The organism is Paenibacillus sp. JCM 10914, assembly GCF_001315105.1.
Classification (GTDB): domain Bacteria; phylum Bacillota; class Bacilli; order Paenibacillales; family Paenibacillaceae; genus Paenibacillus_AQ.
Genome location: NZ_BAZR01000010.1, coordinates 44,125 through 58,641, shown reverse-complemented (window position 1 = coordinate 58,641; position 14,517 = coordinate 44,125). Strand labels below are relative to the sequence as shown.

At 49.9% G+C, this 14,517-nt stretch carries 10 protein-coding genes and 1 pseudogene; all 11 read right to left on the bottom strand.

The window, feature by feature from the left end; translation table 11 throughout:
* Nucleotides 1–118 precede the first annotated feature (118 nt).
* Nucleotides 119–1,516 (bottom strand): family 43 glycosylhydrolase, encoded by a 1,398-nt coding sequence (locus JCM10914_RS13680; RefSeq protein WP_023961808.1) that lies wholly within the window; start codon nt 1,514–1,516, stop codon nt 119–121.
* 192 nt (nt 1,517–1,708) lie between these two features.
* The gene (locus tag JCM10914_RS13675) at nt 1,709–2,701 is read right to left on the bottom strand and encodes an aldose 1-epimerase (protein WP_023961807.1); all 993 of its coding nucleotides are present in this window, start codon (nt 2,699–2,701) and stop codon (nt 1,709–1,711) included.
* 17 nt (nt 2,702–2,718) lie between these two features.
* Nucleotides 2,719–4,495, bottom strand: a pseudogene (locus JCM10914_RS13670) (glycoside hydrolase family 2 protein).
* Nucleotides 4,496–4,558: 63 nt separating this feature from the next.
* Nucleotides 4,559–5,494: a carbohydrate ABC transporter permease gene (locus tag JCM10914_RS13665; protein ID WP_023961799.1), complete on the bottom strand. Its 936-nt coding sequence runs from the start codon at nt 5,492–5,494 to the stop codon at nt 4,559–4,561.
* 15 nt (nt 5,495–5,509) lie between these two features.
* A complete protein-coding gene (locus JCM10914_RS13660) occupies nt 5,510–6,481 on the bottom strand; it encodes a sugar ABC transporter permease (RefSeq protein WP_023961797.1) in 972 nt (323 codons plus the stop codon).
* A 30-nt stretch (nt 6,482–6,511) separates the two neighbouring features.
* Complete coding sequence (locus JCM10914_RS13655) at nt 6,512–8,254, bottom strand: extracellular solute-binding protein (RefSeq protein WP_023961795.1); 1,743 nt, start codon at nt 8,252–8,254, stop codon at nt 6,512–6,514.
* Between the two features lie 431 nt (nt 8,255–8,685).
* Nucleotides 8,686–9,654, bottom strand: a complete 969-nt coding sequence (locus JCM10914_RS13650; RefSeq protein ID WP_023961794.1) for a family 43 glycosylhydrolase — start codon at nt 9,652–9,654, stop codon at nt 8,686–8,688.
* A gap of 274 nt (nt 9,655–9,928) precedes the next feature.
* On the bottom strand, nt 9,929–11,323 hold the full coding sequence (locus tag JCM10914_RS13645; protein WP_023961793.1) for a hypothetical protein: 1,395 nt from the start codon (nt 11,321–11,323) through the stop codon (nt 9,929–9,931).
* 27 nt (nt 11,324–11,350) lie between these two features.
* Nucleotides 11,351–12,202: a carbohydrate ABC transporter permease gene (locus tag JCM10914_RS13640; RefSeq protein WP_023961792.1), complete on the bottom strand. Its 852-nt coding sequence runs from the start codon at nt 12,200–12,202 to the stop codon at nt 11,351–11,353.
* Nucleotides 12,180–13,238, bottom strand: a complete 1,059-nt coding sequence (locus JCM10914_RS13635; protein WP_023961791.1) for a carbohydrate ABC transporter permease — start codon at nt 13,236–13,238, stop codon at nt 12,180–12,182. Before JCM10914_RS13635 ends, JCM10914_RS13640 begins: the two co-directional genes overlap by 23 nt.
* A gap of 11 nt (nt 13,239–13,249) precedes the next feature.
* Nucleotides 13,250–14,497 carry a sugar ABC transporter substrate-binding protein gene (locus JCM10914_RS13630; RefSeq protein ID WP_023961790.1) on the bottom strand — a complete coding sequence of 416 codons (1,248 nt, stop codon included), beginning with the start codon at nt 14,495–14,497 and terminating at the stop codon, nt 13,250–13,252.
* Between the last annotated feature and the right edge of the window lie 20 nt (nt 14,498–14,517).

Below are 14,517 nucleotides of genomic sequence, written 5' to 3'. Positions count from 1 at the left end.
CAACCTTGTAAAGGCTTTCTTACAATCTCACCCCATTGGGTTGTGAGCCAGAAATGGCTCCCGGAGCCCCGGAAGCCATTTACAAGCGATCTGTTCATTTTCAACCTTTAGTTCGGACTTAAGTAGCCGGCTTGATGTCGAAAAAATCAATCTCTCCGTAGCCTTCGCCTTTGGTGAAACGTATCGTATTCGCGCCAGCCTTCAACTGAATTCGCGCGGTGGACAACCCCCAGTTCTCCCATCCCTTATTCGTGATATGGAATGGACTTGGCGTACCTTCGTTGACGCTCAACATCAGATGGGACCAGTTGCCTCCTGCCGTTCCGTTTGCTGTCCTGGCCAGCAATGTATACTCCCCAGTCGAGGGAGCATGAACCGAGAATTGCACATAGCTCTCCGGTGTGTCGATATGCCCTGCTTTCTTGCCGCCCGATCCATTCGGGCTGTCCGATGCATAAGCAGCACCGCCAAAGCTTCCTTCTTCTCCTTCGTATCGAGTATGCGCCGGCTCACCGGAAGGCAAGGTTATCGGGGCATTGGGATTCACCGGAACGCCAAGATTCGGTGTATTATCCGTATGCCAAGTGAACTTCTGCATGCGGACTTCGCGATTCCAGCCGGCGTTATTGTATTTCGCAACGTGATAGAGCATCCAGTCCTCGGTCCCATCAGGAGACTTCGTAAACGAATGGTGGCCGGGCCCGTACAGTCCGTTGCCGGATTTGAATATCGGCTGGCTGCGTTTGCTCCAAGAAGCCGGGTTCAGCAAATCGCTGGTCGTGCTGGCTGTGATCAAGCCCAGACTGTAGTCATTGGTCCAACTACCACTAGCGGAGTATACGAGGCTAATGACCCCGTTTCGCACAATCACCTGAGGACCTTCATTAACGTGAGGCGAGTGATTCGTCTCCCAGGCAAAAGTCGGCCTGGCGATCTCCACCCGATTCGAGCTGATCGTCCATGGATTGCTCATACGGGCGATGTACAGGTTTTGCCGTACGTTGACGTTCCCTTCCCAGCCGGACCAGATAAAATACAACTGCCCCTCTGATTGCAGCACGGTGCCGTCAATCGCCCACTTGTTGGTCGGATCGGTGATCTGGCCCTTGTACTGCCAGGTTCCCTGCATCGGATCGGCGGATGTATTCTCCATCACATACATCCGGTGGTTGACATTATCCCCATCGTCCTTGGCGTAGTATATATACCAAGCGCCGTTGATGTAGTGTAGTTCAGGAGCCCAGATCCCGCAGCAACCTGTGTTCACGACCGTGGTCGGAGCTGCATCGATCGTAGTAAGCTGGGCTGACTTCCAGATGGTAACGTTGCCACCGGTCGTTTTCGTGAAATAATAGAAGCCATCCGTATGCTTGTAGACCCATGGATCGGCTCCGTCCTGCATGACAACATTATAGAAGTTGTTTTGACTGGAGACGGCATGAGTCACCTGCCCCATAGGAAAAATAAGAAGTGCGCACATCGCGAGTAACCATTGTTTCCGAATGTTCACCTTCATTACCGGTCACGTCCTTTTTTTGGATAATGTACCACCATGCATCAGGCCCATCCAAGATTCCGGCATTTCGCAGAGCGGTCATGGGGCAAGCATCAATCTTCGCTGGCGGCCTTGCGCGAGTTAATGCGGCGTATCACTTCGGGATACAGTCCGTTCTCTTATGGTTGAGCTCCTTTTTATATAGTAGGGATATTACTTCACATACAGCCTGCTGGTCTCTTCCCATATTTCATTCGGCTGTAGGCTGAAACATCCGACCTCTTCTGCCGGCATGTCCATATTAGGCGAATTCACTAGATTAGTCTGCGGTTCCGGGCAGAAGAAACCCTCCCTGGCTTCATTATTCCAGATCATCCATTGCTTGTAGGAGGTGCCCACGTCATATACCAGCGTCAACTCCGCTGCCTCATCGGTAAGCTCCATCCGGTTCCTCCCGTTCTGGGCGACGGCGGTATAGTGATTATCCATGCGCTCGAAGAACGGATAGACGCCGTCACCTTGCATGGCTTCCTCGTTCGCGGACAGTTCCTGATGGGTGCCAGTAGGCAGCATGGTTCCACCGAGTTCCCACCGCTTGCCGATGGTCAGCTTCATCCGGTAATCCCGGGCGTCGCTTCCCTCTACAAACGGCGCATTCATGGACGTATGAAAGGCAAGCAGACACGGCATGGTTTCTTGACCTGTATTGATGATCGTGACCCGCTGGGACAGTCCCCGATCGCTTAAACCGTATCGCAGCTGAATATGAAACTGGAACGGAAAGTGTTGATAGACCGGATGCTGTTCATCCACGCGGACAGATACAGTCACATAAGCTTCCTGTTTGGAATGTCCGTATTCATCAACCTCCCATGGGATGTTATACAAGAAACCATGTAGATGATGACCGGTTGCCTCTTCATTGACAGGGAGGTGATGGGTTTTGCCATTCCACCGGAAGTTGCCGTTCTCATAACGGTTCGGTGGAAACAACACCGGAATACCGTGAATCATCGGTCTAGCCCTGAATGCCGGCATCTCCTCCTGCGTCGGCTCATGCAGAAACCGGTATCCCTTCTGGAGATCCCGAAACGAAATCAGATTCCCTCCGATATCCGGAAGCATGACCGCCTCATAATCCCCTGCCCTTAAATAAACTGCTCTCTCGTTATGATATATACCTTCATAGGCATTCGTTTGGTTCATGCGCTCTTCACCTCCCATTAGATTCCCATCATGATCTTGCGAATGCTGTCAATCGGCGCTTTCGGCTTGCGGTCATACGTCAGCAGACCATTGATCTCCTGCTCAACATCCGTTAGCTGCGTGTAGCAATATCCCTGAATCACGGGAGATGAGAACATCGGGTCGACCACCGCCTTCAGCTTGACCATGAAATCCTCTTCGTTCTCTGCGCCGGAGTAACCCCAGCCCTCCCACTCGCTCTTCTTGAAGGCAATGCCGCCAAACTCCGATACCAATAACGGCTGGCTTGATAGACGGCCCCGCCGACGAATATTCTCCGGTTGGCTGGCATGGCTTGCACTGCAGATTCCACGCTTGCATACCTCTCCTCCAGCACTGCTTGTCGACTCTCATAGTCATGAATCGTGACCAGATCGGTGGTCATCTGCTCCCACCCGTCGTTGTATACGACCGGTCTGCTGTCATCCAGCGATTTCGTCAGATGGTACATTGCCAGTCCGTGCTGTTGCTGACGCCGATCCATCTGGACATTCGGAATGCCCCAGCTCTCGTTCAGCGGAACCCACGTGATGATGCACGGATGATTATAATCGCGCTCCATGATTTCCTGCCATTCGGTCGTGAACCGGCGGACATACGCCTCGGAATATTCATACGCGTTCGCCGCCTCGCTCCACAGCAGTAGGCCGAGACGATCACACCAGTACAGGAACCGGGGGTCCTCTGTCTTCTGGTGCTTCCTCACGCCGTTGAAGCCCATCTCCTTCGCCAGTTCCACATCGCGCTTCAATGCCTCATCCGACGGTGCCGTCAGAATGCCCTCCGGAAAATATCCCTGGTCCAGCACCAGCCTCTGAAAATAAGGGCGATTATTCAAGCACAGCTTGCCGTCCTCGATCGATACCTTGCGCATGCCAAAATAGCTGGACACCTGGTCTACGACAGCTTCGGCTTGAATGAGGCGGAACTCGATCTCATACAAATTTGGATGCTCCGGGCTCCACAGCCTTCCCAAACCATGATCCGTGAAATCGCTCAAACCGACGGTCCGCAGCTGTTCCGCACGACGGATCGCATACTGATCCTCCGCGATTAGTTCTCCTTGAAACCTGATGGTAATCTGCAGCTTGAGCTCATCCGCTGGCTTAACTCCCTCTACGAACGTGCGAATGCGAATTTCATTGCGATCGATGTCGGGTGTCATCATCGTTTTGCTCAGATGCACGGTAGACACAGGCTCCAGCCACACACTCTGCCAGATGCCGGTCGTGCGGGTGTAGAAAATGCTGGCCGATTGTTCAAGCCAATATTGCTTGCCGCGCGCAAGGTCACATCGCGGCTGAAATCCTCCGCCCGCAGCACAACCGTATTACTCCCGGCTACAAGCGAAGCCGTAATGTCGGCCTGAAACGGCGTATGCCCGCCTTCATGCACGGCCACCATCTGCCCGTTCACCCATACTTTTGCCAAATAGTCCACGGCCCCGAAATGCAGCACGATCCGCTGTCCATCCCATTCTTGCGGAATCTCGAACGTTCTACGATACCACACCACATCATGAAAAGAAGGATCATCGATGCCGCTTAGCTTACTTTGGAACGTAAAGGGTACAACGATTTTCCGCGTCAAGGGACCGTGTACATCCCCAAGGTACCACCGTTCATCCTCACCGATGCCAAGGTCATCAAATCCGAACTCCCATTCGCCGTTAAGGCTCAGCCACTCCTTGCGTTGAAACTGGGGTCTCGGATATTCGTTGCGTAAACCTGTCTGCGTCTTGCTAACGTCTGTCATCAAGATGTGACTCACTCCTATTCGATTTATCTCTATCTGTTTCATTTTCGATTCCTTCATCGTCTATCCCTTAATCGAGCCCACATACACGCCCTTCACGAAATACTTCTGCAAGAACGGATACACCAAGAGAATCGGAACTGTAGAAACCACGATCGCACAATACTTCACTAGTTCCCTGAACGCGGTGGAGCTTTGGGCACTGTTGATGACAACTCCGCCCGCGCTGCCGATCGTTGTCGCCGTAGCGTCATTAGCCACGAGTATTTCCTTCATGAGCAGCTGCAGCGGGAACAGTCCCCTGTCTTTCAGCAGCACCATCGCATTAAACCAGGAGTTCCAATTCCCCACCAAGTAGTACAGAAAAATAACGGCCAGCGTCGCTTTTGACAGCGGAAGAATCACCGTCACCAGGATGTTGAACTGGCTGGCACCATCAATCACTGCCGCTTCCTCCAGCTCCTTCGGAATGGATTGGAATCCAGTCCGCAGGATGATGATGTTCCATGTGCTTAATGCCGTTGGCAGGATCATGGCCCACAGATTGTTGTACAGGCCGATGTCCTTCATTAACAGGAACCAGGGAATCAACCCCCCGCCAAAAAACATCGTGATCGTAATCAGGATCATAATGAAATTTTTGAAATACAAGTCCCGCCTGGACAACACATACGCACCCAATATCGTCATGACCATATTGACCAGCGTGCCGAGTCCGACGTAGATAATCGTGTTCTTGTAACCGTTCAAGAGACTGTTGTCTTTAAACACCAGCTTGTAACCGTCCAGCGTGAATCCCAAAGGCTTCAGCAGAATGCCTTTATGTGCCATCAAGGCACTCGGGTCACTGACGGAGGCGAACAGGATATGCAGGATCGGATAAAAGCACACCAAGGTCAAGGCGGTTAGTACCGTATAGTTGGTCCAATCGAACACGCGGTCCCCTACGGACTTATGCTTCCTGCTTCGTTTCGCTTTGGGTTGCATGATATCATTCATAACCGTCCCTCTTTCTTACCATAGGCTGGATTCGGATCTGCGCTTCGCAATTGTATTCGTCATCCACAACAGTCCGAAATTCACGATGGAGCTGACCAGTCCCACAGCGGTAGAATAGCTAAGGCTCGCTTCCCTTAAGCCCCTTCGGTAGACATAGGATGCTATGACATCCGCCGTATCGTAGATGAGTGGATTGTACAGCAGGATGATTTTCTCGTAACCGGACGACATCAAGCCGCCGATTGCAAAAATAAACAGTATGATGATGACGGGACTGATCTGCGGCAGCGTGATGTACCACATTTTTTTCACCCGGCCCACGCCGTCGATATCGGCTGCTTCGTATAACGAAGGGTCGATGCCGCTCATTGCGGCCAAATAAATAATGCTATCCCATCCGATGCTCTGCCAGATCCCGGAGAAGGTGTAGATTGGCCGGAAGAGGGAGGAATACCCGAGCAGCGACGAGTAATCTTTCCCTGTAATGAACGACAGGAGCTGGGTTACGACCCCTTCGTTAGCTGTGAAAATGTGTATGATCCCGCACACGACGACCAGTGAGATGAAATGCGGCATATACGTAATCGTCTGCACGGTCCGCTTGAATTTGGACGAACGAACCTCGTTCAACAGCAAGGCAAGGATGATCGGAGCCGTAAATCCGAATGCGATCCCCCACACGTTCAGAAGCAGCGTATTCTTGACCACTCGCCAAAAATAAGGCCCTGAAAAGAAATCAACGAAATGCTTGAACCCGACCCAATCGCTATCGGCAAATCCGAGCAAAGGCTTGAAATCCTTGAAGGCGATCATGACGCCCCACATTGGGCCGTAGCAGAAGATCAGGAACCAGGCTACGACCGGTAGGGCCATCAGATAGACAAACCAATTCTTCTTCAGATCCTTATGGATCAATCGCTTTCTATTCTTCGGCTGCGGGCTCATGCCAACATGGTCTATGCCCTTGTGTTTCCGTAAGATCTCCATGAATCAACCACCTGTTCTTCGAAAGTGACGCTAGCGTTGGTTGTACCGCTCCAAGGCTGCTTGATGGAGACTTAAAAATTCTTCCAGCCCCATGCTCTGCGCTTCCTTCAAAAATTTATCGTACGCATCCACCGGCAATTCACCCATCATGATCTTGGCAAAATACTCCCCGCGCAGCGTTGACAATTGGTTCCCAAGCTCCGCTTCCCGCGAAGCCTCCTCTTTGGTGAACGTGATCGGCGGCATCGCCATGCTCGTGTCCATATTCTCGGTCCATGTTTTACGAATATCGCCCGAATAGCTTCCTTTTGCCGCGATCAGTGGATTGGCATGGTGCTCGTCACGAATATTCGGCCAATTGTGCATCCGGTATTTCCAGAGCGTCACGTCGACCGGCTGGCCATCCGGATCATTGTAGATATAACTGTTTTCCGGGTAATACGGCATCCCTTGTTCATCCACCAAATGCACCGTGCCATACTCACCGAAGTTAATGAGCTCCCAGCCTTTTTTGGTGTAGTTGAAATCCAGCCATGCCATTGCAGCCTCTACGTTCTTGCTCTGCGTGGTGATGGCCGCATTGGTTCCCGCTCTCTTGAAATTCTTATAGGTAGTTGCGGATTGATCCCCTGTACCCAGCACAGGATTCAGCGCTCCGACAAAATCGATATCGTTCTGCACTTTCCAATAACTCCACATCGTATCCGGAGAGTCCATCATGACAGCCGTATCAGCGGAAATCGCGCTGGCCATCCGTTGATTGAAATCGGCGGTCGCCCAGTCCCGGTTCAATAAACCTTCCTTGTTCCATTGCTGCATCGTTGCCAAGTATTCTTTCGCTTTCGGCTGGGCCGGTCCCCATGCGACCTTGCCGTTCTCATCGATGAAGGTCCAGTCCCAAACGCCATACGCGCCATTGATAATGCCGGTAAAAATTTGGCCGTAAGTCGATCCGTAATTGAGTGGCGTTTTGTATCCGACTTCCTTGCACTTCTTCAGGAATGTGTACCATTCATCGATCGTTGTCGGTACTTCCAATCCCGTCTTGTCCAGTGCCTCCTGCTTGATCAGTGTCCCGAACCAGGTCCACTCGGAATACGGGGCGATGCCGTAGAAGCCAAGGAGTCTGCCATCGTCGGTTACAGTCGTCTTTCTTCTCATTTCATCGGAATTGCGCCACGCCGTGTAATTGGGGGCAAACTCTTCCATCTTGTCGGTTAGATCAATATAAGCGCCATCATTGACCCCAGCTTCAAAACCGCCCGGGTAACGTCCCGGATCGATAATGATATCCGGCAGCTCGCCGGAGGAGATCATCAAGGTAAAGGCGTCCGCTTCCTGCCCGACGGGCGGGGTAATGAAATTCACTTTGATTCCGGTCAACTTCTCCACTTGCTTCTGCACCAAGTGGTTATTCATATCCGGAATGTTGGAGTTCGCCGGCATCCACACATCCAATACGACATCACCCTGGACCGGATATGCCGAATAATCGCTAGGAATCGTCTCCTCGTAAACATCACCGAGGTATGTATCGTTTAACGTGCTGTTCACTTCGTCAATCTGTGCCTGCGTCGGTGCTGTATTCCCGCGAATATCTGCGCTAATGTCTTCGAAGGTTACTTGATTCTTTTCTCTGGGAGTATTTTCTTCTTGCTTCGCCGTTGGATCCTGCTCACCCTCTGCGCCTTTGCCGCTGCACGCGGTTACTGCAGAGATAATCAATATCGATACCAATAATAGCGTGAACCACCGTTTCATTGTGATCTTCATGCTTAACCTCCCATGATTAGATAACTTGCATAGATTTCAGATCCAAAAAATCGATTATACCTTGTTATCAGAATCCATAACTTAACATGCTAACTCCTACCACCTTCTCCTTTCGTTTCATCCGTTTCCATTGACCAACACCTTCTGTTTAATACAATATTTCTGTATCTTAGACCGAATTATATGATCATTCGATTATATTGTCAACGCTTTCATTTATAATTATTGTAATTATATTTGGTAATCACCTATATACTCGATATTGGTTTCCAATAAAAACGTTTGATAAATCCTTTTATATAAAGGGATCATCCGATCTCGTTGTCAATCTCTCGTAATAGTCATCATTTTTTCTTTTTTTGTATCATCGTAACAAAGGCCTATTCATTACAGATTATCTGTAATGAATAGGCCTTTGGATATAAATGTGTTTATGAACGTGAATCATCACCGGAAGGGACATCAAGCGTTTCCGTATCTCCGACAGGAATTCCGAAATCCGGCGTTCCATCCGGATGCCAGCCGAAGCGCTGAATTCGAGTTGCACGCAATGCCGTGTCCGCTCCTGGAGCAGGCAAGGCATGGTAGACGATCCAATCCTCTGTGCCATCAGGAGATTGCGTAAAACTGTTATGACCGGTTGCATATACTCCGTTCTCCACGCTTTTACGAAATACGGGCTCCATGGACTTGTGCCACGAGCGCGGATCCATCGGATCGCTGTTCTCCTCCATTGTGAGCATCCCGAGCGCATAATCCTCTGACCAAGTCGTACTCGCGGAATACACGAGGTAAATACGACCGTTCCGCTTAAGAATGACGGGACCTTCGTTGATGGCCATCCCGCCTTGTTGTTCCCATGATAGGGTAGGTGCCGTAAGCAAGACATGCTCTCCCGTAATTGTCCATGGATTGCTCATCCGCATGATATAGATCGCTGAGCCATAATTGGGAAAATGACCATACCCCGCATATAGGAAATAAAGTTCATCCCCGATAAATGCCACCGTACCGTCCAAGCCCGGAACCGGTGTCGGCAGCGCGCCTTTCCACTCCCATTCCCCTTCCATCGGATTAGGGCGTTCATTCTCCAAGACGCAGATGCGTCGTGTATCGTCGCCTCCCCCGTCATTGGCGGTGTAGTATATATACCACTTGTTGTTGATGTAATGAATTTCCGGTGCCCATAAGTTATAGCTGTAGCGACCACCGGATGCCGGCGACCAGATCGTTTTTTTCCGTCCCCGATCAAGTCCGGTTAAGGTCGTGGATTGCGTAAGTTCCAAGTATCCTCGCTTGGTGCACATGAAATAATAATTGCCGTCATGGTGCTTGTACACCCATGGATCGGCCGCTTGTTCCACGATCGGATTACTGAATATCGTCCCTTGACTTCGCATATCTCTTCCCTGCTTTCTTCTCATTTGATCGTTCGCCGTGTTTCTCGGGTGTCCTGCCCTAACGATTTAGAAACCATCTTACGGATGTCTCTTCATCTTGTCTATACTAAAATTAAGATAAAAAAGGATCCTCAAGCGCAAAAAAGAACACACCTGAGAATTTCAAGGTGTGTTCTTTACGGCTCATCACTAGCTACAATGGCTTAATGCAATACCGAGCAATACAACGTGTTCGAAACAGGAACCAGGATTCACTTCAAACATCCATAATGATTTAATTCGATCCCTCCAGCTCAGTGGACACCTGGTGCGTCTCTCCTGCAGCCACTTCTATCGTAATATAGCTGACCGGCTCTCCGCCTTCTGATAATTCCTGTTTCGTTGCGACGGCTGTGCCGTTATAGTACAACGTGCCGACATTTCCGGGAAAAGCTGCCTTCCAGACCATAGGGCTTCCGGATTGCAGCGTCACTACACTCTCTGTGTTACCTTTATGTTTAACCGTTATGGTGCGGTCAAGGATAGGGATATCGCCCATCTCCGCCCATTCCAGTGAATGCGCAAGTCTTGGCAAGGTGTTGATTTCGGATACTCCGTTCGCTGCAATTCCCATCAATCCGGCAGCCATGGAACCGATCACGCAATAGGACACCTCCGGATAATCTCGACGATCCAAAGATGGATCCACCAGTTCCTTCAATTCAACAAAGGCCTCCTCATTGTGGCCATATCGATAAAAGATATCCGGAAGATAGGTCTTGCCCTCAACGTTGGCAACTCGGTTGATCTTCACATCCTCAAGCGCCTTATGCAGCTTCTCCTGATCTCTGACTGCCCCGTAGTAGAGCGGAAGGAAAGTACCTTCCGCATGATATGCCGTTATAAAGGAATGGTCCTGCAACTTAGCACCGCAAAAGCGCCCCTTCTCCTCGTTCCACCAATCCTTGTCATAATGCAGCTCCAGTTCTTGCGCTTTGGCGGCATACACCTGTGCTGGCTCCGTTTCTCCCCTAAGACCGGCCAGATGAGCAAATGCGCGGTAACCGGCAATTTGTACAGCGATCATATCACCACCGATTAAAGGCTGCTGTCCGGCTTCATTGAAGGTAGCCAGCCCCCTGCGGCCATACTCCGGGTAGTATTCCAATATTCCGTCGCCGTCTTTATCCCAGGTGCTCGTATATTCGTTCAAGGTTAAGTTGAAGAATTCCCAAAGCTTGCTGTCTTTCAAATAATAAGGATCACCCGTCCATAAGTATTGACGCCAGCTGGCATCGATAATATCGAAATTGGCAGGGAGATTATACCAGAAGTCCTCATCACTTGCATAATCCACCGGGGCAGGCATATTATCCTTGTTGATCTCCCAGTAGGTACACCAGTCGCGCGACTCGGCGATATTTTCGGCAAAACGCATAATCATATTCTTAGAGTGGAGACGAAGTCCCAGAACGGCAGCTCCGGTGCTATGATGCATGACATCACGAATGCAGAACGCTTCTCTGGCTGGTAGTGCGGCTTCGTACCACAGCCCGACGGGGTCTTCACCGAAGTGAGCATACTCCAGTGCCTGGCCTTTGGCCCAGGTGAAACCTTCATTCAAGTCCTTATCGGAGGATTGAAAAGACACCGCACCAGCTTTGGATTTTATATCTCTCTCATGAGTCAAGTAAAGTCACTCCTACCCTTTTATCATTTAGCTTTCCTTTGAACCCGAGAAGGTCAGACCTTCCATAAATGCTTTTTGCGCCGTAAAGAACAATAGGATGCACGGCAACGTAATCACGACAGCCGCAGCCATCAGCAAGTTGGTATCTGTAGCATAAGTACCCTGGAATCCGGCAAGACCCAGCGTGAGCGTCTTCCATTTGTCGCTATTGATATAAATCAGCGGTCCCATGAAGTTGTTCCAGGAACCCATGAAGACCATGACGGCAACTGCCATCAGAGCCGGTTTGGACAACGGCAGGAAAATTTTCCACCAAATTTTAAAGTAGCCGCAGCCATCGATGATCGCCGCTTCCTCTAATGCAACAGGAAGACGGGAATAGAACTGGCGTAATAAAAAGATATAGAACGCCGATCCAAAGAAGGCTGGAACGATCAGCGGGTATAGCGTATCGAGCATACCCAGATTTTTGAACAAAATGAATTGCGGAATCATCGTCACTTCGCCTGGCAACAGCATAGTTGACAATACGAGCACGAACAACACCCCGCTCCCTCTCACCTTCAGACGAGCAAAGGCATAGCCGACAAGCGCAGAAGAGAGGACCGTGCCAATGATGGGGAGCACCGTAGTAATCAAGGTGTTAACGAAATAACGACCGAAAGGGAACGCGGTAAGCGCCTTGGCGTAGTTCTCCCAGCGCCAGCTATCGGGCCAGATACTCAACTCGGAGACCGCAATTTCCTCAAGGCTCCGCAGGGATGCAGAGATCATCCAGAGAAATGGATACAGGAATGCAACGCTCCCAATCAGCAGTATTAGATAGGCTAGCCATTTCATCTTTTTACTGGTAGATTTATGTTTTTTTGTGACGGACACGACGTTTCCTCCTTCCGGATTGCTCTGTTTCGTAATAAACCCATAAAGCACTGCTTCGGAATACCAGCGCAGTCAACAGGAGGATAATCACAAAGAGCACCCAGGCCAGCGCCGAACCATAGCCCATTTTGAACCACATAAAGGCATTTTGATATAGATAATAGGCATAGAACAGTAGCGAATTCTCCGGACCGCCATTCACCATGAAACCTTGAGTAAAGGTCTGGAATGCCCCGATCATACTTGTAACTGTATTGAAGAACAGAATCGGCGAAATCTGCGGCAAAGTCACATGCCAGGCTTTTCTCGCTGCCGTAGCACCATCAATCTCGGCCGCCTCATACAGGCTCTGCGGAATATCCGATAGACCGGCTAAATAGATGATCATATTGCCTCCGACCGTCCACAGACTCATGATAATGACCGCAGGCATGGACCAATCCGGACTGGAGAACCAGCCGGGCCCTTCGATACCGACCATACGCAATATCGAATTGACCAGACCGACGTTCGGGTTAAAGATCCAGATAAACAACACCATTTGCGCGACGCCCTGCACGAGTGTCGGTAAATAGTAGATGGTACGAAAAAAATAGATCCCTCGTAACTTCAAATTCATCAACAAGGCAATCGCTAACGAGAGAATGACCTGTAACGGTACACTAATAATCGTGTAATAGAAGGTCACAGACAGCGATTTATAGAACAGCGTATCCTGGAACAGCATGCGGTAGTTGTCCAAACCAATCCATTCCGGATCACTGACAACCTCCCATTTGTTAAAGCTGATTATGAAAGAGAAAATCATCGGACCCACCGTAAACATCAGAAAACCAATGATCCACACAGAGACGAACAAATAAAAGCTCGCTGTTTTGGTATGAACAATCTTCTTCTTCACTAGAACCTTGGCAATGATGAAAATGATGGCGAACACCAGTGCGATAACCGTCAGGAATGGGAGAAGCGGCAGCACAGCCGCTGGTGCCCCAATCCCTTCATAAAAATTGTATATTCCTTCTATTATTCCATTCATAGTTTGCTCCGTTAGTTTTGTTGTATAATCTTGTTTATCCTCTCAGCCACCTGCGGGAATACTTCCTTGACATCCTTCTGACCGATTCCAATCGGCGTTGTATCATCGATCACTTTCATCTCATTGCTGATTTCATTCGTACTCTTCTGGGCTTCCTGTATATGCTGCTTCTCCGCCGCAAGCACAAAGGCTTTGAGATTCTTGTCGGGAGAAACAGCCTCGAAGGCGCTAGTAGCGCTGGCAATAACAGGAACCCCATAGGCATTCTTGTTGCCTCCGATAATTTTCTGAACCTCTTCGTTTTGTGTCAGGTGGTTAATGAAAGTTGTGGCAGCTTCTGCATTCTTGCTGTTCTTACTGAGGGCCAGTCCATTGACTTCTTTGGAACCTCCGTTTCCAGGGAATGGCACAAGATCCCAATTAAAGTTCTGTACCTCTGCCATCTGTGGCAGATACCAAGGGCCAAAGTCAGTGAACATTCCGATCCTCCCCCCCAAGTACCAGTTCATCATACTCTGTCCCTGTTTCTCACTGTCGTTCGGTACGATGCCTGCTTGTTTGGTAGAGACGATATACTCAGCAGCCGCAATGGCTTCCGGTGCATCAAGTGTAGACTTACTAAGATCATCACTGTAAAATTGACCCTCGAACGCATAAATCCAGTTTCCGAGCCACAGTGGTTCTGAACCGAAAACCTTTGTCGTTCCCTCGCCGGAGGTGAGCTTCTTGGCGATGTCATTGAATTGCTCTGTAGACATCGGCTCGGTCTTGCTTGGGAGCGGAATATTATTCTTCTCGAAAAGGTCAACGTTAATTGCCATGACTTTGGGCTTGATAATAAATGGTGCTGCATATGTTATGCCATCCACACTCATCGAATCAACGAGGGAGGGCGAGCTGAAGATTGAATCATCAATCTGCAACTCTTGGAAAGCGTTTGCAAAACCAGGTAAATCCCCGCCGGATATTAGCATAACATCCGGAGTTGTTCCACCGGCGATCATCGTCTGCAGCTTGGTGAGGTAATCCTTCTGAATCCATTGGCTTTCTACTTGAATGTCAGGGTACGTCTGAGTGAAGTTGTCAATCGCCTGCCTGATCGCATCAGATTCTGACTGAGCTCCCCAGAATGCAAACGTGATTTTCCCCTTGGTAGCGTCGCCACCGTCACTCTGCTCCGAGCTTCCTCCGTTGCTTGAGCAAGCAGATAATGCGATTACAACCAGCAGCGATAACACAATAACAGGCCATTTTTTCATCTTATTCCCCCCTATTGAAT